The organism is Kitasatospora sp. NPDC048365, assembly GCF_043200835.1.
Classification (GTDB): Bacteria; Actinomycetota; Actinomycetes; order Streptomycetales; family Streptomycetaceae; genus Kitasatospora; species Kitasatospora terrestris.
The window spans coordinates 38,876-63,597 of sequence record NZ_JBICYJ010000009.1; the positions used below are offsets into that span (position 1 = coordinate 38,876).

20 protein-coding genes are annotated in these 24,722 nt (G+C 73.9%); 9 read left to right on the plus strand and 11 right to left on the minus strand.

Annotated features, from left to right (window positions below; translation table 11 throughout):
* On the minus strand, positions 1-738 hold the full coding sequence (locus tag ACGFX4_RS11415; RefSeq protein WP_393072042.1) for a translation initiation factor IF-2: 738 nt from the start codon (positions 736-738) through the stop codon (positions 1-3).
* 235 nt (positions 739-973) lie between these two features.
* Between ACGFX4_RS11415 and ACGFX4_RS11420 the strand changes: the two genes are divergently transcribed.
* From ACGFX4_RS11420 to ACGFX4_RS11445, 6 genes are all read left to right on the plus strand, one after another.
* Positions 974-2,158, plus strand: a complete 1,185-nt coding sequence (locus ACGFX4_RS11420; RefSeq protein WP_393072044.1) for a sensor histidine kinase — start codon at positions 974-976, stop codon at positions 2,156-2,158.
* Between the two features lie 35 nt (positions 2,159-2,193).
* Positions 2,194-2,862: a response regulator gene (locus ACGFX4_RS11425; RefSeq protein WP_393072046.1), complete on the plus strand. Its 669-nt coding sequence runs from the start codon at positions 2,194-2,196 to the stop codon at positions 2,860-2,862.
* A 196-nt stretch (positions 2,863-3,058) separates the two neighbouring features.
* Positions 3,059-3,355: an SHOCT domain-containing protein gene (locus ACGFX4_RS11430; RefSeq protein WP_393072048.1), complete on the plus strand. Its 297-nt coding sequence runs from the start codon at positions 3,059-3,061 to the stop codon at positions 3,353-3,355.
* Positions 3,352-4,134: an ABC transporter ATP-binding protein gene (locus ACGFX4_RS11435; protein WP_393072050.1), complete on the plus strand. Its 783-nt coding sequence runs from the start codon at positions 3,352-3,354 to the stop codon at positions 4,132-4,134. Before ACGFX4_RS11430 ends, ACGFX4_RS11435 begins: the two co-directional genes overlap by 4 nt.
* On the plus strand, positions 4,131-6,698 hold the full coding sequence (locus ACGFX4_RS11440) for an ABC transporter permease (RefSeq protein WP_393072052.1): 2,568 nt from the start codon (positions 4,131-4,133) through the stop codon (positions 6,696-6,698). Before ACGFX4_RS11435 ends, ACGFX4_RS11440 begins: the two co-directional genes overlap by 4 nt.
* Before the next feature lie 63 nt (positions 6,699-6,761).
* The gene (locus ACGFX4_RS11445; RefSeq protein ID WP_393072371.1) at positions 6,762-7,040 is read left to right on the plus strand and encodes a tetratricopeptide repeat protein; all 279 of its coding nucleotides are present in this window, start codon (positions 6,762-6,764) and stop codon (positions 7,038-7,040) included.
* 188 nt (positions 7,041-7,228) lie between these two features.
* Here the strand turns inward: ACGFX4_RS11445 and ACGFX4_RS11450 are convergent, their stop codons facing one another.
* From ACGFX4_RS11450 to ACGFX4_RS11480, 7 genes are all read right to left on the minus strand, one after another.
* On the minus strand, positions 7,229-8,884 hold the full coding sequence (locus tag ACGFX4_RS11450; protein ID WP_393072054.1) for a CehA/McbA family metallohydrolase: 1,656 nt from the start codon (positions 8,882-8,884) through the stop codon (positions 7,229-7,231).
* 141 nt (positions 8,885-9,025) lie between these two features.
* Complete coding sequence (locus ACGFX4_RS11455; RefSeq protein ID WP_393072056.1) at positions 9,026-9,301, minus strand: hypothetical protein; 276 nt, start codon at positions 9,299-9,301, stop codon at positions 9,026-9,028.
* A gap of 95 nt (positions 9,302-9,396) precedes the next feature.
* Positions 9,397-9,993: a GNAT family N-acetyltransferase gene (locus ACGFX4_RS11460; RefSeq protein WP_393072058.1), complete on the minus strand. Its 597-nt coding sequence runs from the start codon at positions 9,991-9,993 to the stop codon at positions 9,397-9,399.
* Positions 9,994-10,026: 33 nt separating this feature from the next.
* Positions 10,027-10,809, minus strand: a complete 783-nt coding sequence (locus tag ACGFX4_RS11465; protein WP_393072060.1) for an ABC transporter permease — start codon at positions 10,807-10,809, stop codon at positions 10,027-10,029.
* Positions 10,806-11,861: an ATP-binding cassette domain-containing protein gene (locus ACGFX4_RS11470; protein ID WP_393072062.1), complete on the minus strand. Its 1,056-nt coding sequence runs from the start codon at positions 11,859-11,861 to the stop codon at positions 10,806-10,808. The genes ACGFX4_RS11465 and ACGFX4_RS11470 overlap by 4 nt, the downstream gene beginning before the upstream one ends.
* Positions 11,862-11,971: 110 nt before the next feature.
* Positions 11,972-12,817, minus strand: a complete 846-nt coding sequence (locus ACGFX4_RS11475; RefSeq protein ID WP_393072064.1) for a DUF4097 domain-containing protein — start codon at positions 12,815-12,817, stop codon at positions 11,972-11,974.
* Positions 12,818-12,909: 92 nt separating this feature from the next.
* Positions 12,910-13,419: a hypothetical protein gene (locus ACGFX4_RS11480; protein WP_393072066.1), complete on the minus strand. Its 510-nt coding sequence runs from the start codon at positions 13,417-13,419 to the stop codon at positions 12,910-12,912.
* A gap of 342 nt (positions 13,420-13,761) precedes the next feature.
* Between ACGFX4_RS11480 and ACGFX4_RS11485 the strand changes: the two genes are divergently transcribed.
* Positions 13,762-14,139, plus strand: coding sequence for a hypothetical protein (locus ACGFX4_RS11485; RefSeq protein ID WP_393072068.1), 378 nt, complete (start codon positions 13,762-13,764; stop codon positions 14,137-14,139).
* Complete coding sequence (locus ACGFX4_RS11490) at positions 14,136-15,929, plus strand: caspase domain-containing protein (RefSeq protein WP_393072070.1); 1,794 nt, start codon at positions 14,136-14,138, stop codon at positions 15,927-15,929. Before ACGFX4_RS11485 ends, ACGFX4_RS11490 begins: the two co-directional genes overlap by 4 nt.
* 75 nt (positions 15,930-16,004) lie before the next feature.
* On the opposite strand, the gene ligA is transcribed toward ACGFX4_RS11490, so the two are convergent.
* Complete coding sequence (gene ligA / locus ACGFX4_RS11495) at positions 16,005-18,071, minus strand: NAD-dependent DNA ligase LigA (protein ID WP_393072373.1); 2,067 nt, start codon at positions 18,069-18,071, stop codon at positions 16,005-16,007.
* A 123-nt stretch (positions 18,072-18,194) separates the two neighbouring features.
* Between ligA and ACGFX4_RS11500 the strand changes: the two genes are divergently transcribed.
* A complete protein-coding gene (locus ACGFX4_RS11500) occupies positions 18,195-18,647 on the plus strand; it encodes a hypothetical protein (RefSeq protein WP_393072072.1) in 453 nt (150 codons plus the stop codon).
* A gap of 152 nt (positions 18,648-18,799) precedes the next feature.
* Here ACGFX4_RS11500 and ACGFX4_RS11505 read toward each other — a convergent pair whose 3' ends face one another.
* Together ACGFX4_RS11505 and ACGFX4_RS11510 are read right to left on the minus strand one after the other, a co-directional pair.
* Entirely contained in the window at positions 18,800-23,170 is a 4,371-nt protein-coding gene (locus ACGFX4_RS11505) for a hypothetical protein (protein WP_393072074.1), read from the minus strand.
* Positions 23,171-23,182: 12 nt separating this feature from the next.
* Positions 23,183-24,700 (minus strand): esterase/lipase family protein, encoded by a 1,518-nt coding sequence (locus ACGFX4_RS11510; RefSeq protein WP_393072076.1) that lies wholly within the window; start codon positions 24,698-24,700, stop codon positions 23,183-23,185.
* Between the last annotated feature and the right edge of the window lie 22 nt (positions 24,701-24,722).

The following is a 24,722-nucleotide window of genomic DNA, read 5'->3' on the forward strand; positions in this document are numbered from 1 at the left end:
TCAGTGCGGCGCCGGTTGCGGGTTCAGCGCATTGCCGACACTGCAGCCGCCCTCCCCGGGCATCCGCTGCATCCGGGACGGCGCCCAGACGTCGGTGGCGCCGGGGCTCACGCGGGCCAGCAGGCAGTCCTGCGGATCGAAGCCGTTGCCCTTCACGACCAGGAGGACGCCGACCCGTCCGCCGTCCGCCTTCACCTCGGTACGGATCGCCGGGTCCAGGTCCAGGGCGGCGAGCGCACGGCGCACCTCGGCCTCGTCCACCCGGCCGCCCGCCGGTACCTGGGGAAGCTTCGCGCGCAGCTCCTCGTACGGCAGCCGGGGCGGTGCGGGCAACGGGGCGAAGGACAGCGGAGGGCCGTCCGGGCAGTCCACGTCGCCGGGCTCCTCGCCCCACTCCGACGTCGGCGACACCCGGAAGGTGAAACAGCGCTGCACGGTGGCCTCCTCGGGTGCGAACGCCCCGCCGGTCCCCGACCCGGAGGTGCGGACCACCACGCGGATGCCGTCCCCGTCGTGCGTCGAGGTACCCGTCAGCCGCAGGACCTCCACCCCGTTCATGCCGGCGGCGGTGCGGCCGACCTCCTCCGCCGTGCGCGGTTGCTGGCCGTAGAGCCGCTGTGCCACCTTCCTGGCCGCCTCCCGGGCGGCGTCCGTCGCGTTGTTCTCGGCGGACGGCACCACCCCGCAGCCGACGGTGAACACCAGCAGCGGGGCGAGCAGGAGAAGTCGACGCGTCATGGGGTCCAGCCTTCCGGTACCGCACCCGGTGGGCATCGGCCCGCGTACTCAGGTCGGCGCGGGTACCTGAGTACGCGTACTCAGACGGTGCGGCGATCGGCCTCCTGCAGAGCCGGCGCCAGGGCGTGGCGGGGAGGAGCGTGGCGGGGGAGGGGCGCGTACTCCTCCGGGAGTAGGCGCGCCCGGTCCGGTGGGGTGACGACCGGGGTCGGGGGCGGCGGCTAGCCTTCCCGGCATGACCGATGTTCCCCCGCCGTGGCGGCCACCGTGGGTCCGGGCGGCCAAGGCCGGGTGGCCGGTGGCCGCGTCCGTGGTGGTCGGCGTGGTGCAGGTGGTGGGGACGTCCGTCGCCTCCCGGCACCAGACCGGGCGGGAGCCGCTGGACGCGTTCGCCGTCGTGTTGCTGCTGCTGGGCCCGGCGCTGCTGGTGTTCCGCCGACGGCGGCCGGTGGCGGTGCTGGTCGGCACCACCGCCGTCACCGGGGTGTACCTGGTGGCCGGGTACCCGTACGGGCCGATGTTCTTCAGCATGGTGGTGGCGTTCGTGGTCGCCGTGCAGGCCGGGCACCGGCGGGCCGCCTGGGCCTGCGCCGGGGTGTTCTACCTGGTGCACCTGCTGGTCAGCTATGTGCTGCCCGCGTCGTGGCGGCGGCCGCCCGACGGGCAGACGTTCTCCGGCTGGCAGGAGCTCGGCGTCACCGCGTGGCTGCTGCTGGTCTTCGCGGCCGCCGAGCTGATCCGCTTCCGGCGTGAGCAGATGGCCGCCGTCCGGGCCGCCGAGGCGGAGTCGGAGCGTCGGCGCGCCGACGAGGAACGGCTGCGGATGGCGCGCGAACTGCACGACATCCTTGCCCACTCGATCTCGCTGATCCACGTCCAGGCGGGCGTCGCGCTGGAACTGATGGACACCCGGCCCGAGCAGGCCCGTACCGCCCTGACCACCATCAAGGCCGCCAGCAAGGAGGCGCTCGGCGAGGTCCGCGAGGTCCTCGGGACGCTGCGCACGCCCGGGTCCGCCGCGCCGCGCTCGCCCGCGCCCGGGCTCGACCGGCTGGACGAACTGGCCGCCCAGGCCGGGCACGCCGGGCTCGCGGTGACGATCCGGGCCGAGGGCACCCCGTACGAGCTGCCGGCGGCACGCGGTCTGGCGGCGTTCCGGGTGGTGCAGGAGGCGCTGACCAACGTGTTGCGGCACTCGGCGGCCCGCCGCGCGGAGGTCCGGCTCGAGTGGCGGGCCGACGGCCTGGTCGTCCAGGTCGAGGACCCCGGCCCGGCCGGTGGCACCGACGCGGGCGGCACCGGTACGGGCCTGGTCGGCATGCGGGAGCGGGTCACCTCGCTGGGCGGCACGGTGGAGGCGGGCCCGAGCGGCGACGCGGGCTTCCGGGTCCGGGCCTGGCTGCCGCGGAGCGCACGCTGACCTGCCGCGGCGAGGCGACGGCCTAGGGTGGGGGGATGAGCGTGCGGGTGGTCCTGGCGGATGATCAGTTGCTGGTGCGGGCCGGGTTCCGGGCGCTGCTCGACGCGCAGCCGGACGTCGAGGTGGTCGGCGAGGCGGACGACGGGGAGCGTGCGCTCGCGCTGGCCCGGGAGCTGCGGCCGGACGTGGTCCTGATGGACATCCGGATGCCCCGGATGGACGGGCTGGAGGCGACCCGGCTGATCGGGGCGGACCCGGAGCTCGCGGAGGTCCGGGTGGTGGTGCTGACCACCTTCGAACTGGACGAGTACGTGTTCGAGGCGCTGCGGTCGGGGGCGGCCGGGTTCCTGGTGAAGGACACCGAGCCGGGTGACCTGGTGCGGGCGGTGCGGGTCGCGGCCTCGGGCGACGCGCTGCTGTCCCCGGGGGTGACCCGGCGGCTGATCGGGGAGTTCGCGGCGCGTTCGAAGGCCCCGGAGACGGCCGGCCGGCTGGAGGTACTGACCGACCGGGAGCGGGAGGTGGTGGCACTGGTGGGCCTGGGGCTGTCGAACGAGGACATCGCCCGCCGCCTGGTGGTCAGCCCGCTGACGGCGAAGACGCACGTGAGCCGGGCGATGGTGAAGCTCGGCGCGCGCGACCGCGCCCAGCTGGTGGTGGCCGCCTACGAGGCGGGGCTGGTCCGCCCGGGCTGGCTGGGCTGAGGGCCGGGGCGCGGCACCCGTACGCCCGAGAGCCGACGCGCAGCGGCCCGTACGCCCGAGGCCTGACGCGCGGCGGCCCGTACTCCCCGCGGAGTAGCCCAGGTGCCGCTGCCCGTACGACGCGCGGCGGGGGTGGGTGGCGGGAGGCTCGGAGCGTGACCGGAACACCCGGTCGGCCCCGCTTCCCACCGAGGAGATGGACCCCATGTACACCCTGCTCGCCCACGCCGCCGACGGCTCCTGGCCCGGCCCGTGGATCCTGCTGGTCCCGCTGTTCTGGTTCTCGGCGGTCCTCCTCGTGGTGCTGGTGGTGCGCCGCGTCCTGTGGCGGCGCGGCGGCTGCGGGTACGGCTGGGGGTACGGCCGCGGCGCGGACTCGCCGCTCGCCGCGCTCGGCCGCCGGTACGCCGACGGAGAGATCGACGCCGACGAGTACCGGGCCCGCCGGGCCGTCCTGACCGAGCGTCACGACCTCCGCGGCGGTGCCAAGTGACGACCGTGGTCGGACTGCGGGCCGCCGCGCGGGTCGAGGACGCGGTGAAGACGTACGGCCTGGGCGACACCCGGGTGCGCGCGCTGGACCACGTCACCGTGGAGTTCCCGGTGGCGCGGTTCACCGCCATCATGGGGCCGTCCGGCTCCGGCAAGTCCACCCTGATGCACTGCGCCGCCGGACTCGACACCCTCACCGCCGGCAGCGCCTGGATCGGCGACACCGAGCTCGGCACGCTGAACGACCGGCGGCTGACGGTCCTGCGGAGGGAGAAGGTCGGCTTCGTCTTCCAGGCGTTCAACCTGGTCCCGACGCTGACCGTCCGGGAGAACATCACCCTGCCGCTCGACCTGGCCGGCGCCGCCGGCGACCAGGAGTGGATCGACGCGCTGATCGACGTGGTCGGACTCGGCGACCGGCTCGCCCACCGGCCGAGCCAGCTCTCCGGCGGCCAGCAGCAGCGCGTTGCCGTCGCCCGCGCCCTGGCCGGCCGCCCCCAGGTCGTGTTCGCCGACGAACCCACCGGCAACCTCGACTCCCGCAGCGGCGCCGAAGTCCTCGGCCTGCTGCGGGACTCCGTCGACACCATGGGCCAGGCCGTCGTCATGGTCACCCACGACCCGGTCGCCGCCGGCTACGCCGACGAGGTGCTGTTCCTGGCCGACGGGCGACTCGTCGGCTCGATGACCGAACCCACCGCCGACCGCGTCCTCGACCGGATGAAGGCCCTGGACGCCAGGACCGCCGCCAGGACCGCCGACGGGGGCGAGCGACGATGAACGCCGCCCTGCGGATCAGCCTGCGCTCGCTGCTCGCCCACCGCCGACGGCTCGCCGGGACGTTCCTGTCCATCCTGCTCGGCGTCAGCTTCCTGACCGGCACCATGGTCCTCGGCGACACCCTGCGGGCCAACTTCGACACCCTCTTCGCCGACGCCAACGCCGGCACCGACGCGGTCGTCCGCAGTGCCGACGTCCTGGCGGCGCCCAACGTCCCCGGCGGCGTCCGGGCACCCGTCGCCGCGGCGCTCGCCGACCGGCTGCGCACCGTACCGGGCGTGGCCGCCGCCGAGCCCTCGGTGCAGGGTGCCGGCCAGCTCGTCGGCGCCAACGGCGAGGCGGTCGGCGGGAAGGGCCCGCCGACGTTCGCCGGCAACTGGATCGCCGACGGGAAGCTCAACCCGTACCGGCTCGCCGAGGGCCGCGCCCCCGCCGCGCCCGGCGAAGCCGTGATCAACCGCGGCGCGGCCAAGGCCGGCGGACTGCACGTCGGCGACACCGCCGTGCTGCGGGTGCCCGACCCGGTCCGGATCACCGTCGTCGGCATCGCCACCTTCGGCGCCGACGCCGACGGCATGGGCCCCAGCACGTTCACCGCGCTCACCCTGGGCGACGCACAGAAGTACCTCACCCCCAAGGGCGAGGGGCAGGCCGGCGCCGTCCGGCTGCGCGCCGAACCAGGCTTGACGCAGCGTCAACTCGTCGACCGGGTGATCCCGTTGCTCCCGGGCGGGGTCGAGGCGCTGACCGGACAGGCCGCCACCGCCGAGTCCACGGCGGACGTCTCGGGCCGGTTCCTGTCGATGTTCACCACCCTGCTGCTGGTGTTCGCCGGGATCGCCCTGCTCGTGGCGACCTTCACCATCCACAACACCTTCGCCATCGTGGTCGCCCAACGGACCCGTGAGAACGCCCTGCTGCGCGCCCTCGGCGCGAGCCGGCGCCAGGTCGTCGGCTCCACGCTCGGCGAGGCCCTCGGCGTCGGCCTCCTCGCCTCCGCCGCCGGACTGCTCGGCGGACTCGGCGTGGCCGCCGGACTCAAGGCACTCTTCTCGGCACTCGGCTTCTCGCTGCCCACCGGCGGGACGGTGCTGCACACCGCCTCCGTCCTGCTGCCGCTCACGGTCGGCACGGTGGTCGCGGTCGGCTCCGCGCTGCTGCCTGCCGTCCGGGCCGGGCGCATCGCGCCGCTCGCCGCGCTGCGGGAGACCGCGGTCGACACCGCGGCGAGCGGCCGGGCCGGCGCGGTGCGCTGGGCGCTCGGCGTGCTGCTGATCGCCGGCGGAGTGCCGGTGACCGTGCTCGGTGCGACGGACGGTCCGTCGCTGCCGCTGACGGTCGGCGGTGCGGTGGCGGTCCTCGCCGGGTTCGTGGTGCTCGGCCCGGTGGCGGCCTCCTTCGCCGTCCGGACGGCCGGTGCGCCACTGCCCCGGCTGCGCGGCGTGACCGGCGCGCTGGCACGGAGGAACGCCGCCCGCAACCCCCGGCGGACCGCCGCCACCGCGACCGCGCTGATGGTCGGCGTCGCCGTGGTCACGCTGTTCACCGTGTTCGGCGCCTCCATCAAGGCGAGCATGGACCGGACCGTCGACCAGTCCTTCGCCGGCGACCTCGCCGTCACCGCCCCCGCAGCGGGCGCCGGCGGCAGCGGAGTCTCCCCGAAGCTCGCCGACGCCCTCGCCGCCCTGCCCGAGGTCCAGCAGAGCGTCGGCCTCGGCCGCGGCGTCGCCGGGATCGACGGACACGGACGGCAACTGGACATCACCGACCCGACCCGGCTCGCCGGAGTGGTCGACCTCGGCCGCATCGACGGCTCGCTCTCCGGACTCGGCACGGACGGCCTGGCGGTCTCCCGTACAGCCGCCCGGACGAACGGCTGGACGGTCGGGTCGAACGTCCAGGTCGCCTTCGCGGACGGCGGCGCGCAGTTCACCGTACGGGCGCTGTACGAAGGCGGCGGCATCGCCGGGGACTACCTGATGACCCGGCAGGCCTGGGCACCCCACCGCGTCCAGGACAGCGACACCATGATCGCCGTCGCCCTCCGCCCCGGCACCACCCTCGCCGACGGCAAAGCCGCCGTCGAACGGGTCGCCGACGCGTACGGCAACCCGACCGTGCAGACCCGCGACGAGTACGCGGCCGGCGCGGCCGCAGGCGTCGACATGATGCTCTCCATCGTCTACGCGCTGCTCGCGCTCGCCGTCCTCATCGCCCTGCTCGGCATCGCCAACACGCTGACACTCGCCGTCCACGAGCGGACCAGGGAACTCGGGCTGCTGCGGGCCGTCGGCCAGACCCGGGGGCAGCTCCGGGCCATGGTGCGATGGGAATCGGTCCTGGTCGCCGCCTTCGGCACGGCCGGCGGCCTCGGCCTCGGCGCCTTCCTCGGCTGGGCCCTCACCCGGGCCTCCGACACCGACGGCACCGGCACCTTCGCCATCCCGCCGCTGCAACTCGCGATCGTCCTCGCGGCCGGACTGCTCGCAGGAGCCCTCGCGGGCCTGCGCCCGGCAGGCCGCGCGGCACGCCTGGACATCCTCCGGGCGATCGCCACGGACTAGCGGGGGCGGGTTACCGGCCGGCTGCCCCGGGGCGCTCCGAGGCGGCACGGTGCCGGCGGTCACCTGCCGTGGGCCTCCTACCGGCAGGCCGGGCGCACAGGGGAGGCGATCGGCCTTCTGGAGCGGGTGGTTGCCGATTCCGAGCGGCTGCTCGGCCACGACCACCCCGACACCCTGACCGCCCGCCTCCACCTCGCCGTCTCCTACTGGTACGCGGAGCGCAGGGACGAGGCCATCGACCTTCTGTTGCAGGTGCTCGCCGACCGCGAACGGCTGCTCGGCCACGACCACCCCGACACCCGAGACGCTGCGGACGCTCTCCGCAGTTGGCGCATGCTCTGAGCGGCGGCAAAGGGCCAGTGGGAGTGTGCAGTTGCAGTTGCAGTTGCAGCTGGGGCTGGGGCTGGGGAACACTCGGTCGCCGGGCTGCGCCCGCGGAAACGCGCGCAACCGCTTCGTTCGCCACAACGCCGGCAGCGTGGGCCTCCAGGAGCGGCCGCCCCCGCCGGTGGGGGCGGCCTCGTGGCGGGTCAGTCCTGGTCGTCGGAGCGGGAGTTGTCGGTGGCGCGGAGGAAGACCGGGTTGGTGAGGGCCGCCATCGGGCCCCAGGGCAGGTCCGGTCCCATGCTGTTGCCGCGGCCGGGTGTGCCGTCCGCCTTGGGGTGTCGGACTTCTGCGCGGACGTAGGCGGCCAGTGAGGCGGTGGTGCGCCACACCACGGTGCCGGTGCCGCCGGCGGGCAGCGACTCCTGGTGCAGCTGGCCTTCGTCCGTGATCAGCCGGACCGTGCCGTTCGGCACCCCCGAGACCGTGAGTCGGACGTCCACCGGTGCCTGGCCCGGCACGTTCAGCGTCTCGCCGATCCCGGCCTGCCGGCCGTGGCCGGTGGCGGTGAACTCCAGCTGTACGGTGGAGGATTCGGCGATCCAGCTGCGGCCGGCGCGGATCCCGGCGAGTACGTCCGCCCGGGTCAGGTCCTCGGCCAGTACCACGGTGTGCGGTGAGCCGACCACCTGCGGGACGCTGTGCGCGTCGCTGTTGCCGATCGCCGGCAGCCAGCGCCGTCCCTGCCGGAGGTCTTCCGCGAGTCCGGCGTCCCAGCCGTCCACCGCCGATTCGTCGTCGTAGGTCCAGGGGCCGTTCCACACCTCGACGGCGTCGGCGTCCTCGTAGCCGAACTTCCACAGGCACGCCACGTACGGGCAGAACGGGTGCGCCGGCACCACGAGGCCGCCGCGCGACCGCACTTGGCGGGCCAGTCGCGGGAACGCGGCGTCCCGGGAGCGGTAGCGCCAGTCCACGAAGGTGCCCGGCTCCAGGCCGAGCGCCAGCCAGTGGCCGTTGCGGGTGGTGACCTCCTCGCCGAGCACGACGAGCAGGTCCGGGCCGGCCAGTGGGCCCCAAGCGCCGTGCGAGGAGGGGGTGTTGTGGTCCGTCGAGACGATGAAGTCCAGCCCCGCGGCCCGTGCGGCGGCCGCCACCTCCTCCGGCAGCCTCCGTCCGTCCGAGTGCACCGTGTGCAGGTGGCAGTCGCCCCGGTACCAGGCCCGGCCCCGGCCGCGCGCCCGCTCCGCCGGGTACGACGGCGTGAACTCCGGCCCCGGCGCGCCGAACCGCAGCACCACCTCGACCCGGTACTCCAGGCCCTGCGGCGCCACCTGGTACGGACCCAGGACCACCTGCCAGGTGCCCGGCCGCACCGGCCCGGGCAGGTACCCCGGCGTCGCCGCCGAGCGGCTGATCGCGAACTCCTTCCGGAACCCGCCCGACCAGCCCCGGAACCCGCGTCCGCCGAGCGCCGTACCGCGTTCGTCGAAGATCCCGATGTCGCACGCGTTGCCCGGCGTCCCGGCCGGCACGGTCGGCCGGTCGTAGCTGTACGAGACGGCGATCTCCCGTACGCCCGGCGGGACTTCGAACGGCAGGTAGACGAAGTCGGGCGCACCGGTCTCCAGGCGGCCGGTCAGGACGAGGGTCCGGTCCGGCTGCCCGGTGGCGGGAGATGCGGGTCGCCCCGACGGGTCCGCGGTGGACGGTTCGGCGGCGGACGCCGGAACGGCCGACCAGGCCAGGGCCGCCGCGCCCGACGCGGCGACACCCGCCCGCAGCAGGCTCCGGCGGGCCGGCGGGGGAGCAGTGTGTTCGGTGTGCGGGGCATCGTCGTGGTCGTGCAGGAGCTCGTCCATTCGATCACCTCTCGGCAGGTCGCGGTACGACGCACTGCTCCCTACCCGCGCGGGTGAACCCCCGGTGAGAGCCCGCGCACGGCTGCCGGTCGAACGGGTGGCGGCCAGGCACGGCCGGCGGACGCGACCCGCGGGCGGTGGTCAGCCGGTTTCGGCCCGCAGGGCGTCCAGGAGGTCGCTGTCGTCGAGCTCCACCCAGCCGGAGAAGTCCGCCGAGGTGTACGCGCCCATCGGCCCCTCCGCGCCGTCCGAGCGTCGGCCCCGCCGCCACCCGAAGGCGACCTCTCCCGGTTCCGCCGGGCTGGAGAACCCACCCGGTGCCCGCCCGACGTACACCACCACGAAGATACCGAGCCCGGTCGGGGCGCCGCCCGCCACGTGCCGGTACACCTTGCCCGCCTTGAAGAAGTCCTCCATCGGCCGCCTTCCCGCACACCTGCCCCCACCAGCCATGATGCCCCCGCGCCCACCCCCCGGCCACGCGGTGCGGCCGCCCCGGACCGCGGGCGTCGTCAGGGGCGGGGGTCGCCGGCGAGGTGGGCGTGGAGGTGCTGGTCGTGCCAGCCGTCGGCGTGGTGGAGGGCGCTGCGCATGGTGCCCTCCAGGGGGTAGCCGGTCCTGGTGGCGACGCGGCAGGAGGCGGGGTTGGCGACGGAGTGGCAGAGCCGGAGGCGGTGGAGGCCGAGGTCGTCGAGGGCCCAGGCGGTGGCGCGGCGGACGGCGTCGGTGACGATGCCGCCGCCGCGGGCGGCGGGGAGGGCCCAGTAGACGATCTCGGCGGTGCCGGCGGCCAGGTCGATGTCGGTCCAGCCGATCAGTCCGAGGGCGTGGTGGCCGTCGGCGATCGCCCACAGGGCGGCGCTCTCCTCGCGCCAGCGGTGGTGCATCCGGGCGATCCGGCGTTCGGCGTCGGCGAGGTCCGGTACCGAGAACAGGTTCCAGTGGCGGATCGCGGGGTCGTTCCCGGCGGCGAGCAGGGCGGGGGCGTCGTGCGGGGTCCAGGGCCGTAGGACCAGGTCGCGGCCGGGCAGGGGGAGGACGGGCTGGTCCCCACCGGCCATGGTGCCGGCGGGGACGACGGGTGGCGGGGCGGCGGGGTCGGTGATCATCCGCGCATCGTGCCACAGCCTGCGTACGAGGGGTCAGCGGCGGGTGGTGCTGTTGAAGAGCGAGCGGGACCAGAGGTAGCCGACCAGGGCGATGCCGGCGCACCAGGCGAGGGAAATCCAGCCGCTGTTGCCGATCGGGGTGCCGGAGAGCAGGCCGCGCAGGGTCTCGGTCATCGGTGTGAACGGCTGGTTCTCGGCGAACCAGCGCAGGCCGGGGGCCATGGACGCGGCCGGGACGAACGCCGAGCCGAGGAAGGGCAGGAACTGGATGAGCAGGGGCTTGTTGCTCGCGGACTCGACGGTCTTGGAGATCAGGCCGAGGGCGACGGACAGCCAGGTGACCGCGAAGGCGACGGCCGCGAGCAGGCCGGTGGCGGCGAGCCATTCGAGCGGGGTGGCGCCGGAGCGGAAGCCGACCGCGAGGGCGACACCGATCACCGGGACCATGCAGATCATGGTCTGGATGACGCTGCCGAGGACGTGGCCGGTCATGAACGAGGAGCGGGTGATGTTCATGGTGCGGAAGCGGTTGATGATGCCCTCGGTCATGTCCTGGCAGACCGCGATCGAGGTGGACATCGATCCCGCCGCCACACCCATGATGACGATGCCGGGCGTGAGGTAGGTGACGTACGTGCCGCGGCCGCCGCCCATGCCGGCGCCGATCGCGTCGCCGAACGCGAAAGCGAAGAGCAGCAGCATCAGGATCGGCATCATGGCGCTGCCGAAGCCGACGGCCGGGTAGCGGACGGCGTGCTTGATGTTGCGCCGCAGCATGGTCCGGGAGTCGTGGACGGCGTGGGCGAGGGTGCTCATCGCTGGGGCTCCTCGGTGGGGGTGGTCTGCGGGGCGGCGGTCTGCGGGGTGGTGGGCTGCGCGGCGTGCTGCGGGGTGGTGGTGCCGTGGCCGGTGAGGGCGAGGAAGACGTCGTCGAGGTCGGGGGTGTGGACGGAGAGGTCGGCGGCGCGGATGCCGGCGGCGTCGAGGCGGTCGATGAGGGTGCGCAGCGCGTCGAGTCCGCCGTCGCCGGGGATCCGCAGGGCGAGGTTCTCCTCGTCGCGGGTGGCGGTGGGGAAGGCCGCGGCGGCGCGTTCGTACTCGGTGGAGTGGGTGAAGCGCAGCCGGACGTGGCTGCCGGGGATCCGGGCCTTGAGCTCGTCGGCGGTGCCCTCGGCGACGATCCGGCCGCCGTCGAGGACGGCGATCCGGTCGGCGAGCTGGTCGGCCTCCTCCAGGTACTGGGTGGTGAGGAAGACGGTGGTGCCGCCGGCGACCAGGGTGCGGACGGTGTCCCACATGGTGCGGCGGCTGCGGGGGTCGAGTCCGGTGGTCGGTTCGTCGAGGAAGATCACCTGCGGGTCGCCGACCAGGGTCATGGCGAGGTCGAGGCGGCGTCGCATGCCGCCGGAGAAGGTGGCGGCCCGGTTCCGCGCGACGTCGGCGATCTCGAAGCGTTCGAGCAACTCCTTGGTGCGGGACCGTCCTTCGCGCTTGCCGAGGCGGAGCAGGTCGGCCATCAGGAGCAGGTTCTCCTCGGCGCTGAGGAGGTTGTCGAGCGCGGCGAACTGTCCGGTGACGCCGATCGCGGAGCGGACCCCGTCCGGGTCGGTGGCCAGGTCGTGGCCGGCGATCTGGGCCTGGCCGCCGTCGGCGGCGATCAGGGTGGAGAGGATCTGGACGGTGGTGGTCTTGCCGGCGCCGTTCGGGCCGAGCAGGGCGAACACGGTACCGGCCGGGATCCGCAGGTCGATGCCGTCGAGGACGACCTTGTCACCGTACGACTTGCGCAGTCCGACGGCGGTGACGGCGGCGGGGGTTGGGGCGGTGGTGCTGGGCGGTCCCTGGTCGGGCTGACGTGGCGTGGGCATGACAGATGAAGGCATGTGGCCCTCCCGTTCGAAGGCGGCGGAGGTGAGCTGACGGAGGTGAGCTGGCGGAGGTGAGCCGGCGGTGGTGGGGAGGTGCGGGGCGGGACGGGTCAGGCGCGGGCGCGGCGGACGTCGATGTTGCCGTAGCGCGTCCGGGCGCGGACCTTGACGGTGTCCTCGCCCTGCTCCGGCGCGCCGGACCCGGTGAGCGAGTTGCGGACCTGCCCCTGGCCGGAGCTGACGTCCAGCCAGGCCGCGGTCCCGGCCCGGACGCCGACCTCGATCGAGCCGTACGAGGTCTCCAACTGGACCTCGCCGCGCGCGACCTCGTCGACCCGCAGCGCGCCGTGCGCGGTCGTCGCGACCACCGACGCCCCGGCCCGGCCGACGGTGATGTCGCCGTTCGCGCCGCTCACCCGCAGCTCGCCGGTGACGGCGCCGATCGAGGTAGAGCCGTGCGAGTTCTTCAGCACCGCCGGGCCGTCGACGGCGCCGACCCGCAGGCTGCCGGAGCTGGTGGTGATCTCCGCCAGGCCCTCGACCCGGTCGACCGTGATCGAGCCGTGCGAGGCGGTCAGGTGCAGCGGCCCGGTCGTCTCGAGCCGGGCGTCACCGGCCGAGGTCTTCACCCGGACCTCGCCCAGCCGGCCCTCGCCGATCACCTGCGTCCAGGAGCCGGTGACCTCGACCCGCGAGGCGGCCGGCAGCTCGACCGTCACGTCGACCGTGCCGGTGCGGCCGATCAGGTTGCGCTGCCGGGGCGTGCGCACCGTCAGCACCCCGCCGGCGAAGGTGACCTCGGTCTGTTCGGCGGTCCGTACGTCCCGGTCCTGCTTCGGGTCGCGGGGCCGTACGTCGACCACCGTGTCGAACCGGTCGCCAGCGGTGAGGCGGATCGAGCCAGCCGCCACCACGGCGGTGACCGAGATCGGCTCGGGAGTGTCGAAAGAAGGCATGGCTGTACCGTCCTCGTGGGTCCGTGGGGTCCTGGGAATCGTCCCGGCGCGGGACGTGACGTGGAGAAAGCGGCGGGGGCGGGCCCGGTGGGCTAGCGCACCCAGCCCGTGAAGCTCTGGCCGACGGTGTTGATCCGCTCCGCGGGCCGCGGCGGCGTACCGTCCACCGCGGCCGACACGGCGCGCACCAGCCACGCGTTGACCGACAGGCCCTCGCGGCCCGCGGCCTCCTCGGCGCGCGCCTTCAGCTGGGCGGGCAGCCGCAGGTTGACCCGGGCGGTGCCGCCCTCGTCGCTGTCGGCGTACGCCTTGGCCGTCTCGACGGGCGGGGCCGCCTCCTCGGGGGCGCCGACGGCGGCGGGCGGCAGCGTCACCACGAAGTCCGGGTCCAGCCCGCGCAGCCGCACGTCGACCGAGCCGGGCGCCAGCTCGCGGGTGATCTCCGCCATCGCGGCCGAGAGCACGTTCAGCATGGTCAGCCGGGTTGCCGACTCCAGCGGGGCGGTGAGCCGCTCGGCCAGCCGACGGGCGTCGTCCCCGCCGGCCTCGGCGGCCACCGCGAGTTCGCGGCGGAGGTTGTCGACGTACGGGGTGAGGTCCATGACGCCATCATGGCACCACGATGGCGCCATGCGCAAGCATGTGTGGCGTCATGTGTGGCGCCTCGTTGGCGTCACCGCTCTGAGCTGCAGAAACGTGCTGTGGCAGGCCGATGTCGGAGGGGTTGCGGGGATGGCCGAGCGGCAGGGTGGTGCCACGCGTGTGCCATGTGGTGCCGTGATGTGCCACGGTGCCGCAGTGCGTCGACCCGGGCGCGTGTGCAGCCGTCCGTCGGTGGCCCGAATCGCCCGATCCGGTGCCGCTCGGCCGTTGTCCGATCCCGGGACGACGCGAAGCCCTAGGGTGGGGTCGGCCAACTTGGGGTTGCGAGAAGGGGGTTGGGCGTGGAGATCACGCTCGTGTTCGAGCCGGTGGACGCTGCGCCGGAGGGGGCGGACGTGGAGGCGGCCCGGTCGGTGGCCCGGTGGCTCCGGGAGGACCCGGACCTGCGGGGCATCGAGGTGCGGCCGGGGACGGCCGATCCGCGCGAGGGCCGGATGGGGGAGGTGCTGGAGGTCCTCAACGTGGTGCTGACCAACGGGATCGCCCTCGGCAGCCTGCTGACCGCCGTCGCCACCTGGCGGGGCACCCGGCGCGGCGGGACGAGGGTCAGGATCGAGCGCAGTGGCACCTCGGTGCTGATCGAAGGCGGATCGGCGGACGAGGTGCGCCGGATCCTGGCCGAACTGGAGCCGCCGGCCGGAGGTGCCGGGCAGCCGTGACGGTGCTGGCGGACCCCGGCCGGTCGGCGGCGGTGCTGATCGGGGTGCACGACTTCGTCCACCTGGACGCGCTGCCGGCCGTCGAGGAGAACCTGCTGGGTCTGCGCCGGGTGCTCACCGACCCGGCCGTCTGGGGACTGTCCGACGAGGCCTGCGCGGTGATCTCGCAGCCCACGGCCGCGCGCGAGGTGCTGAACGCCGTACGGGAGAAGGCCCGGGAGGCCACCGACACCCTGCTCGTCTACTACGCGGGGCACGGCGTCACCGACGACTACTCGGAGGAGCTGTACCTCGCGCTGCCGGACACCGACCGGGAGGACGCGGCGCTGCGGTTCGAGTTCCTGCGCCGGGCCGTCGACTCCTCGTCCCGGGCCCGGCGCCGGGTGGTGATCCTGGACTGCTGCTACAGCGGCCGGGCGATGGTGGGGGCGATGGGCGCGGCCCAGCAGTTCGCCGACCTGGCGGAGGTGGAGGGGACGGTGGTGCTCACCGCCTCGGCCGCCACCAGGCCCGCTCTCGCGCCGCCGGGCGAGCGGTACACCGCGTTCACGGGGGAGCTGATCGACGTCCTGGAGCGGGGCCTCGCCGACGGCCCCCGGCTGCTGGACATGGAGACCCTGTACCGGTGCCTGCACACCCGACTCGGCGCCAAGTCCAGGCCGCTGCCGCAGCAGCGCAACCGGAACACCGGCGGGCTGATCGCGATCGCCCGCAACCGGGCGGCGGCGGAGAGCGAGGACGCCGGGAGGGAGCGGGAGGCCGAACGGGAGGAGTGGCGGCGCGCCGCGGAGGAGAACCTCGCCCGGAAGGTGCGGGAGGCCGAGCAGCTGTGGTCCGACACCGAAGCGCGGGCGCGCGAGCTGATGCACCGCGCCACCCGCCTGTCGGCGGCGGTGATCGCCCCGGCGGACGCGGCGTTCGTCCCGTACCGGTTCACCGCTCCGGACGCGCGCCGGCTGTTCGGCACCGACGGTTCGCTCGAACCGGTCGCCGAGCTGGTGCCGGGCAAGCGGTACCTGGCGGCGGAGGCGCGTGGGGACGCCCTGCTGGTCGAGATCGAGGACGGGACCAGGCTGGTCCTGCTCGACCGCGCCGGGATCAGGACCGAGGAGGAGCGGAACGAGTCCGGCCCGTTCTGGTTCGCGGTTCCGGTGAAACGTCAACTGGCCTCGGTGGAAAGGCCGTCGGAGTACGTGGGTGAGTTGCTGACGGGCACCTGGTACCTCGCGGTGGAGACCCGCGGGGAGTCACTCGTGGTCCAACTGCCGGACGGCGGCCGGGGCCTGCTGAACGACACCCGCGGGATCCAGAGGGGGACCGACGACGGCCCGGGCGAGCTGCCGGAGGGCTTGGACCGCTTCCGGCCGTTCTGGTTCGCGGTGTCGGAGCCGCACGACCTCACCAAGGAGGACGGCTCGCCGGAGCGCGTGGGCGAGTTGGTGCCCGGCAAGTGGTACCTCGCACTGGAGGACCGGGGAGACGCCCTGCTGGCCCTGCTGCCCGACGGCACCTGCGGGGTGCTGCTGCAGGACACCCGCTCGATCCAGAAGGACACGGATCCGTCACCCGCCGAGTGGCCGGTGGAGCGGGACGAGTTCGAGTTGTTCTGGTTCGCGGTGCCGGTGAAACGCTCGCTGGTGGATCAGGACAGACCGTCGCAGGAGGTCGCAGAGCTCCAACCGGGCACCTGGTACCTGGCGGTGGCGGCCCGCGGGGATTCACTCGTGGTCCAGGTGCAGGACGGCAGCTGGGGTGTGCTGCACGACACGAGCGGGATCCAGCGGGGTTGAGGCCCGCCCGCCGGCCCGCGACGAGCGGGCTCCCCGGCGCCTCGTGCGCCGGGGAGCCCGGGGGAGCGGTCCCGGTCAGGCGGTCGGGAGGTGGGCGGCGACGAGGTCCGCGAACTCGTCGGGGGTGAGGATCGGGATGTCGAGCTCGGTCGCCTTCTTGTACTTGCTGCTGGTGGTGTCCGCGGCGACCAGGAGGCTGGTCTTCTTGGAGACGGACGAGGAGGCCTTGCCGCCGGCGCGCTCGACGAGCTCGTTCATCTCGTTGCGGGAGAGGGCGGCGAGCGGGCCGGTCATGGCGCCGGTGACGACGACGACCTTGCCCGCAAGGGCGCCCGCCGCGGCCTGCCCGGCGTCGCCGTCGGAACCCTCGGCCCCGTCGACGGCGGGGGATGCCACCACGGTCACGGCGGTGCCGACGTCCTGGGCGGCGAGCTTGTCCAGCAGCGGTGCGAGGTCGGCGAGTTCGGCGGCGATGACGCGGGCCTTCTCGGTGCCGATGCCGTCCACGTGGGCCAGGGTCTCGGCGTCGGCGGCACGGATGGCGGCCATCGACCCGAAGTGGGCGGCGATCCGGCGGGACATGGTGCGGCCGGTGCCGCGCACGCCCAGGGCGCAGAACACCCGGTTGAGCGGCTGGCGCCGGGCCGTCTCGATGGCGGCGAGCAGATTGTCGGTGCTGGTGTCGCCCATCCGCTCCAGGCCGAGGAGCTGCTCCCGGGTGAGCGCGAACAGGTCGGCGATGTCGTGGACCAGGCCCGCGTCGACCAGTTGGGCGGCACGGGTCCCGCCGAGGCCCTCGATGTCGAGCTGGTCGCGGCCCGCGGCGTACACCACGGCCGCCAGCACCTGGCAGTTGCGGCCGCGGACGCAGCGCCAGCGCTGCTCGCTGGTGTCGATCGCGTCGCCGCAGCGCGGGCAGGCCTCGGGGAAGGCGATCGGGGTCTCGGCGCCGGTGCGCTGGTCGGCGAGCGGCGCCTCGACGCGCGGGATGACGTCGCCCGCGCGGTAGACGAACACCTGGTCGCCGATCATCAGGCCGCGGCGGGTGATGTCGGCCGGGTTGTGGAGCGTGGCGTAGGTGACGGTGACGCCGTCGATCACGACCGGTTCGAGGACGGCGCGCGGCGCGATGATGCCGGTACGGCCGACGTTCCACTCGACGTCGAGCAGGCGGGTGACCTTGTGCTCGGCGGCCAGCTTGCGGGCGACCGCCCAGCGCGGCGCGCGCGAACCCGAACCGGCGTCCTGCTGGTCGCCGGCGGAGTCGGCCTTCACCACGACGCCGTCGATGCCGAAGGGGAGGGCGGCGCGCAGGGCGGCGATCTCGTCGATGCGCTGCTGCGCCTGCTCCAGCGTCCCGCAGCGCAGCGGGTGGGCCGCGGTGGTGGCCGCGGTGTTGGCGCCGAGCGCGCCGAGCCGCTCCAGCAGGGCGCTGTGGGCGAGGTCGTCGCCGAGGCCGATGGCGTCGTACGCGAAGAAGGTGAGCTCGACGCGGTACGCCCGGTCCTTGGCGCGCAGGGTGCCGGCGGCCCCGCTGCGCGGGTGCGCGAACGGGCTGTGGCCGTGCTCGGTGCGGACCTCGTTGGCGCGGTCGAACTGCTCGGTGGTCAGCAGCACCTCGCCGCGCAGCTCGACGTCGAGCGGCTCGGCGAGGGTGGCGGGCAGGCCGAGGACGGCGTCGGCGGAGTGCGAGATGTCCTCACCGGCGAGGCCGTCGCCGCGGGTCAGGATCTGCCGCAGCCGGCCTCCGCTGTAGCGGGCGGCGACCGCGAGGCCGTCGAGCTTGGGCTCCACGCACCAGCCGTCGACCGGGCGGCCGATCCGGCGCTCCAGGCCGGCCGCCCACTCGGCGAGCTCCTCGGCGCTGAACACGTTGTCCAGCGAGAGCATCGGCACCGAGTGCGGCACGTCGCCGCCGACCGCGCCACCGGCGACCTTCCCCGTCGGGGAGTCGGGCAGCACCTGGTCGGGGTTGGCCTCCTCGTACGCCGCGATGGCGCGCACCAGGGCGTCGTACTCGTCGTCGCCGAGCGGCGTGCTGCCGTCGGTGTAGTACGCGGCGGCCGCCTGGACGGCGGTCGCGACGGCGCCGGCGTAGTCGGCGGGGGAGAGCTCTGCGGCGATGTCCTTCATGGTCACCATCATCCCGACCCGCACTGACATTCGGGCCGACCGGAGGCGTGTCCCCTACGGTCCTCCTGCGGCGGGTGATCGACGGGGAGCGGCTCCGTCGACTCGCGGCCGCCCGGCCGGGATGATCGGGGGATGTTCGAGCTACTGCCGGGGACGGGACTCGGCCTGCCGCGGGGCGCGGGGGTGGTGCGGTTCGGCGCGTCCGAGCGTGCGGCGCAGTGGGCCGTGGCGACGCTGGCGGACGTGCGGGAGGGGTGGGTCTGCGGGGCGGGGTGGGCGTTCGGCGCGCGGTACGAGGGCGTGGAGCTGCACGCGTACGGCGACACCGCCGACCGGCTGGGCCGCACCGGGCGCGACCGGGACGGCTTCGCGGCCGTGGAGCTGCGCCGGTGCGAGGCCGTGCCCGTCGGGCCGGCCGCCGTGCCGGTGGTGCTGCGCGGCATCGACGTGTTCGGGTACCCGGCGGACGAGGTGCTGGACGCGCTGGGCCCGGACCCGCACCCGACCGTCCGGTGGCACGCGGAGCGCTCCCCGGGCGGGTATCTGACGGCCGTGCGGCTCCTCGCGGACCTAGATGTGGCCTGATGCCAACGGTCAGTGGCCGCAGGGGGTCACTCCATGGTCGCAGCGAAGAGCCGGACGCGCCGACAACACCCACGGATATCCCCGCCACCCGCACATCGCCTGAACCGCCTGCCGGCCACCACCTTCGAGTCGCCTGGACACGGTTCTGACGGTCACGCTGTATCGGTGGGTACGGACGAGACATCGATAACGAGGTAGCCCGACAGGGCGCTTGCGATGAGCAGGTCTTGATGCACAGTCAGCGCGTGTACGGGGTCCACCAGGGGAAGGGTGTGGCCGGTTCGTGTCGCGGGGTTCCAGATCCGAATCGTCTTGTCCTTGCCGGCGGAGGCGATGCGCGGGGTGTCGTCGGATGCGGTGAACACCGCGACCGCGTTCACCCAGTCGGTGTGGCCGTTGAGGGGATCGCCCTCTTGGGTGCTGGTGGTGGGGTTCCAGATCCGCACCGTCCCGTCCTCACCGGCCGAGGCCAGGCGGGGCGTGCCATCGGGTGCGGAGAATGTCGCCACCGCACGCGCTGGCCCGCGGTGGCCGACGAGGTGTCGGCCTTTTTGGGTGCCGGTGGTGGGGTTCCAGATCCGCACCGTCCCGTCGTCGCCGGCGGATGCGAGGCGGGGGCTGCCGTCAGGCGCGGTGAACACCACCATGGCGTTCACTCCGCTGATGTGGCTGAGGATGGGCTCGCCCTCTTGGGCGTGGGTGGCGGGGTTCCAGATCCGCACCGTCCCGTCCTGGCCGGCGGATGCGAGGCGGGGGCTGCCGTCAGGCGCGGTGAACACCGCCACCGCACGCAGCCCCATGTAGTGGCCGGTGAGGGGCTCGCCTTCTCGGGTGCCGGTGGTGGGGTTCCAGATCCGCACCGTTCCGTCGAAGGCGGCCGATGCGAGGCGTGGCGTGCCGTCCGGTGCGGTGAACGCTGCTACCGCCCCTACCCACTTTGTGTGGCCGGTGAGCGGTTTGCCTTCCTGGGCGCCGGTCGCGGGATTCCAGATCCGCACTGTCCTGTCGTCGCTGCCGGTGGCGAGGCGTGGGGTGCCGTCGGGCGCGGTGAACACCGCCACGGCCCGCGTCCAGCCGGCGGTGCGGGGCTCGCGCTTGTGGGGGCTGGTCATGGGGTTCCAGATCCGCACTGTCCTGTCGTCGCTGCCGGTGGCGAGGCGTGGGGTGCCGTCGGGCGCGGTGAACACCGCCATCGCGTTCACCCAGTGGGTGTGGCCGGTGAGGGGTTCGCCCTCTTGGCTGCCGGTGACGGGGTTCCAGACCCGTATCGTTCCGTCGATGTCGCCCGAAGTGAGGCGTGGCGTGCCGTCCGGTGCGGTGAACGCCGCCACCGCCAGTACGTAGCTGGTGTGCCCGGTGAGGGGTTCGCCCTCTTGGGTGCCGGTGGCCGGGTTCCAGATCCGTACCGTCTCGTCCTTGCTGCCGGTGGCGAGGCGTGGGGTGCCGTCGGGCGCGGTGAACACCGCGACTCCGTTCACCCAGTCGGCGTGGCCGGTGAGCGGTTTGCCTTCCTGGGCGCCGGTCGCGGGATTCCAGATCCGCATCGTCTTGTCGTGGCTGCCGGTGGCGAGGCGTGGGGTGCCGTCGGGTGCGGTGAACACCGCCACTGAGTGCACCCAGTCGGCGTGGCCCCCGAGGTGTCGACCTTCCTGGGTGCCGGTGGTGGGGTTCCAGATCCGCGCTGGCACGTCGGTCCCGGCGGCGGCGAGTCGGGGGGTGCCGTCGGGCGCGGAGAACACTGCCATCGCCAGCACCCACCCTGTCTTGTACTGGACTTCTTGGGTGCCGGTGGCGGGGTTCCAGATCCGCACCGTCCCATCTTCGCCGCCGGTGGCGAGGCGCGGAGTGCCGTCGGACGCGGCGAACACTGCCACCGCCCGCACTTTGTCGGTGTGGCCGATGAGGGGCTGGCCTTCTTGGGTGCCGGTGGTGGGGTTCCAGATCCGTACTGTCCTGTCGTTGCCGGTGGTCGCGAGGCGGGGCGTGCCATCCGGAGCGGCGAAGACGGCCACCGCCCGCACCTCGCGGGTGTGACCGGTGAGTTCGAGGTGGAGTTGGCGTGGCTGGACGGTGCCGGTGGTGAGGGGGGGCGGCCATGTGCCGGTGTCGTGGAGGTGGGGTTCGGCGGGGGGTGGGGTGCCCTGGATGTAGGTGGTGCCGAGTCTGCGCGACCAGCGGCGCCATCCAGCGGCGGTACCGGCCCGCTGGTCGGATGCGGCGTGATGAGCGTGGTGCTGGAGGAGGACGGTCCCGGCGATGGCGGGTGGCAGCGCGTTCGGGTCGAGGCCGTGGTGGAGGGCGTTGGTGGTGATGCTGGTGAGGTCGAGGGCGTCGAGGACGTCGGGGTGGTCGGCGAGGGCGTGCAGGGCCGCGGCGGTGTGGCCGAGGCGGGCGTGGGCGACCAAGTAGTGGCGGGTGTAGGGGCTGACGACCGGGGGCTGGGATGCGGCGCCGGGGGTGCCCTGGCTTTCTAGGGCGTGGCGGGCTAGGGCGGTGGTGACGGCGGCGTGGGCCCGGTCCGTGTCGGGCGCGGCAGTGAAGTGTTCGGTGAAGGTGCGGTGTGCGAGGCGGTAGACGCTTTGCCCGTGTTCGTGGTCGAGGGCGAGGTAGGGGGCGGCGTCACGGAGCAGGTCGGGGATGCTGTCCCGGGTCCGGGCGGAGTCGGGTGCGAGGGCGTCGGCGGCGGTGGCCCAGATGCCGTCCTGGTCGGGCAGGCCGCGGCCCTGGACGAGGCCGAGGGCCCGGAGCAGTGGGGTGTAGTGGGGGTTGGTGCGCTGGAGGCGTCCGAGGGCGCGGGTGAAGAGCTCGCGGTGGGTGCGGCCGGTCAGGAGCGCGGGGTCGGCCAGGAGCGCCGGGTCGTTGAGGAGTTCATGGGCGGCGAGGCGGGCGTAGAGGAATTGCTGCGGCTCCGCGCCGTCCTGGCGTTGGTCGGTGACGAGGCGGCGGACGGCCTCGGTGATGAGCGTGTCGTCGGCCTGGAGGGCGCCTTGGTCCTTGGCAGCGTGGAGTTTGGCACGCAGGTACAAGGCGATGGCTTCTGGATCCCGGGTCACCACGACGTCCGGCGGTCCGTTGGCGGCCGGGCCGTGCGGGTCGACTCTGGGGGGGCGGAGGGCGTCGAGGAGGTCAGTGTCGTCGGGGGTGGGCTGATCGGGGCCTTCGCGAGTGGAGCGGCGGGTGCCGACGATCAGGCGGACGGTGGGCAGCGCGGCGAGGGGGCGCAGGAGCTGGTATGCGATGACGAGGGGCTGTTCGGCTTCGTCGAGGGCGTCGAAGAGCAGGGTCAGCGGTTTTTGGCGGTCGCGCAGTTCGGTGAGGAGGCGGCTGGTGAGGTCGGTGGGAGTCCGGCCGCCGACGGCTGCCTCGGCGAGGTCGGTGAGACCTGCGGCCTTGGCGACGAGGTGGAGGACGCGGGCCGGGGTGAGGCCGGCCAGGTGGGCGGTGAGGTCGAACGGGTCGTCCGGGCGAGGCACGCCGGGAGGCAGCGCGGTGAGGTGGCCGTTGCGGATGAGTACTTCGCGCAGACGGGTGTTGGTGTGCAGGAGGACGTGACCGAGGAGGGCTGACTTGCCGGCGCCGGCGGGGCCGGTGACCACCAGGACGCCGCTGGTGGCGGTGTGCAGCCAGTGGAGGATCTCGTCGCGTTGGATCGTGCGGCCGTGGAAGTACCAGGCGAGCTCCCCGAGTTCGGCACCGGATGCCTTCGGGAAAAAGTGCCGCTGCTCGTCGTCGGGCAACTGGTCGATGATGGCCTGGATCTCGGCGAGCTGGTCCAGCGGGGCGGAGACGGCTGCCGCGGCGGCAGGGGTGAGGCGGACCAGTTGGTCGCGGTGGTCGTCGATGGTGAGGTCGTCGACGAATCCGCGGAGGTCGCTGGCGAGTGCGCGTCCGAGGGCGGACAGGCCGATGGCACGCCGGGTGGGGAACGTGGTGTGCAGGGCCCGGCTCAGGGCCTCGGTGAAGGCGCCGAGTCCGGTGTAGCCCTTCGCGGCGCTGGACAGCAGCAGGTACCGGGCGGGCTCGTCGTCACGGGTGAAGAGTTCCTTGTGGACCTCTCGGGCGAAGCTCTTGGAGAAGCAGGCATCGAGGACGATGATCGCCCAGTTGCCATCGTTTCCGGGGTGGAGCTGGCGGTCGCCGATGGCCTGGGCGATGTCCTGCGGGGTGACGCCGTGGGTAATCGGCGTCGGGGTCCGGTGGTGGGCGAGGTGGCGAGCGCTGCCGTGGCCGACCCAGTACAGCACCGTGTTGCTGCCCGGCGAGGCTGACCCTCCCACCCAGTCGGCCAACCGGCTCTCGGCCCCCTGCCGGTCCCGATTCTCGGCCGACGCGGCCCACTCGGTGGTGCGCACGCCGTAGGGGGCGAGCAGGTCGGCGATCGCCCGTACGTGAGTCTCGGTGTCCAGGTCGTCGAGGTGTTGGTAGGCGGTGAAGTTGACCGGGAACAGCTCGATTCCGCTCCCTGCGGGGAAGGGTGCGGCGTCGGAGCTTGCGGGAAGGGGGACGGGGTGGGGAGTGGTCATGGGTGGCCGGCCTCAGGCGTCGGGCGGGGTGACGAGGACGAGTTGGGTGAGGGGCACGTGTCGGCCGGTGTTCAGGGTGACCCGGTACAGGTCGGGGGCGTCTGCGGTGAAGCGGGCTGATAGGGCGCCGTTCGTGCGGTCCGGGTCGGGGCGCAGGGTCAGGGGGTGGCCGGGGCGGCCGGTGGTCGCGGAACGCACGCTCAGGCTCACTCCGGCCGGGGTGTCGAGGCCGGTGACGGTGAGGGTGAGTGGCTGTCCGAGTGTTCCGCCGAGGTGCGGGGTTTCCAGGCCGGGCCCGTCACCGGTGCCGTCGCCGAGGTGAGGGCCCTGGGGGCGCTCGAGCGCGATGCGGCGGATCTGCCGCAGGACTTCGTCGTGGCACATCAACGTGCCGTGCTGGCCGAAGACGTAGTGGACGGCGTCGGTGCCGTGGCGGGTGGAGGGCAGGTGGACGGTGCCGTCGCCGGAGGCGTCGCGGCGGGCGGGGATGCCGGTGGCCGGGTCGCGGACGAGTTCACCGTCGGCGCCAACGTGGAATGCGTAGTGGCGGCCGGCGACGACCGAGTGGTCGGTGCGCTGTTCCTCCAGGGTCTGTACGGTCGGCTGGGCTTCGCCGGCGACCGCTCGGTGCCCCGGCAGTACGAACCCGTTCGCGCGGTGGCGGGCGTGCTCGCTCAGGGAGCGGGCGGCCAGGTCCCGGCTGCCGCCGAAGCGGGCGACATCGCCCGCGGTGAGGCGCTCGATGTCCGGACCGCGGTCCAGGCAGCGGTAGCCGGGCAGCAGGTCGTGGACGCCGGGCAGGGTGGCCGCCATCGCCTGCACCCGCCGCACGAGCCGGTCCGGCTTCGCCCGGGCGTGCAGGAGGTTGAGTGCCAGGACGGATTTCGCGGAGCCCAGGAACGGTGTGCCGACGGTGACCACAGCCCTTGTGTCGGCGGCGAGTTCGGGGTCCTGTTCCAACGCGGCCCGAACCACCAGTCCGCCCATCGAGTGCGCCACGAACAGCAGCCGAGGCGGTGCCTCGCCGGCAGCCCGCCACCCGGGCACCGCCGCCGCCTGCTCCCGCCACCGCTCCAGGTGTGCACGGGCCTGACGGGCCAGCACCGCACCGTTGTAGGAGACCGCCAGCCGCCAGTCGTACGGGAACGGCTCCACGGCCTCCGGTGCTGGCGTGACCGTCCGCAGTACCTCGACGGCCTTGCCGTAGGGGTCGAGGCCCTGGAATACGGGAAGCCACCAGGGCTTCGTGAGCAGTCCGGTGGCACGGACGCGCGTGAGCGGCGCCCGCCGGGCGGTGTCCGCATCGGCGGCCTGCTCCTGGGCGTTCGCCTGCAGGGCGGTGAACAGGGCCTCGCCGGTCAGCGCCCCGGTCAGCATCCCGAGATCGACGCCCCACAGCGTGCGGCCGGTGACGGTGTCCTCGAGGGCGCTGCCCATGATGCCCGGTACGACCATGCACGCGTCCCGGGTGCGGTCGTCGAACACCGGCGGCACCCCGCGCCCCACCTCGTAAGCCCCCACCATCCCCATCCCCCGACGATAGGGGAGCGCA